Source organism: Segatella albensis DSM 11370 = JCM 12258 (assembly GCF_000426565.1).
GTDB classification, from domain to species: Bacteria; Bacteroidota; Bacteroidia; order Bacteroidales; family Bacteroidaceae; genus Prevotella; species Prevotella albensis.
On record NZ_AUFP01000047.1, the window covers coordinates 1 to 1,083 of the forward strand.

General features: G+C 40.9%; 1 protein-coding gene. It reads left to right on the forward strand.

What is annotated here, in order from left to right; genetic code table 11:
• Positions 1–75 precede the first annotated feature (75 nt).
• A complete protein-coding gene (locus K333_RS12405; RefSeq protein WP_024990747.1) occupies positions 76–1,017 on the forward strand; it encodes a glycine rich domain-containing protein in 942 nt (313 codons plus the stop codon).
• Positions 1,018–1,083: the final 66 nt, after the last annotated feature.

The window sequence follows — 1,083 nt, forward strand, 5'->3', positions numbered from 1 at the left end:
CCTTGTTTATCATTCCACTCTTATTGTTGAATATTTTCTTTTACTTGATAGTTACAGTACAAACACACGGGAAGTGTGCAAACTTTTACGGCACCGGTTGAGACTAGTTATAAGATTCAATGCTGGGGTGCACAAGGGGGGTCAGGAAATAGAGATAATAATTGTATTGGTGCCAAAGGGGGATACACCTCAGGAAAATTAAATTTATCAAAGCAAGCATTTATCTATATATATGTAGGGCAACATCCAATTTATGGTTATAGAGATAGCTTAGGTCAAGTATTTCCGAAGGGATATAATGGTGGAGGGGCTGGTTCTTCTCAAATTTATAATAATGCTCTAAAAAGATTTGGTCAATATGGAGGTAGCGGGGGTGGAGCTACTGATATCAGACTTATATCTAGTAATTGGAATGATTTCAATTCTTTGAAATCTAGGATAATGGTTGCTGCTGGTGGTGCTGGAGGAACTTACCGTTGGATGAGACAAAGCATAGTTGAAGCTGGAGCTGGAGCTGGAGGCGGTCTTGATGGATTTAACGGTGAGGATTGTGATGGGAAAAATGCTGATCATTATAAAGGAACGGGAGGAACACAAACCTATGCTGGGAATTGTCAGAATTCGATAGATTCTATCAATGGAATCACGGTAAAAGAATCAAAACTTTATCAAGGAGGATTTGGATTTGGTGGAAATTCATCAATAGAGGACGATTGTGGAGGCACTGGTGGTGGCGGTGGATACTATGGTGGTGGCGCTTCAGATCGAGGCCACGCTAATGGAGGTGGCGGTTCTTCCTTCATCTCGGGTTATACAGGCTGTGATGCAATCTCAGAATCTTCAACAGAAGACAACATAATTCATACGGGACAACCAAACCATTATAGTGGAAAAGTGTTTACTAATCCTGTAATGATTGCAGGGAATGCAACTATGCCGAAGCCTAAGGGTGGAACAGAAACTGGTCATAGTGGAGATGGCTATTGCATAATCTCCTGGATATCACCAAGTCTATAACACACTTTCTTTTTCAATATCATTCTTCGGGATGCCTTCGGGATTCGTTCGGAACATACATATATA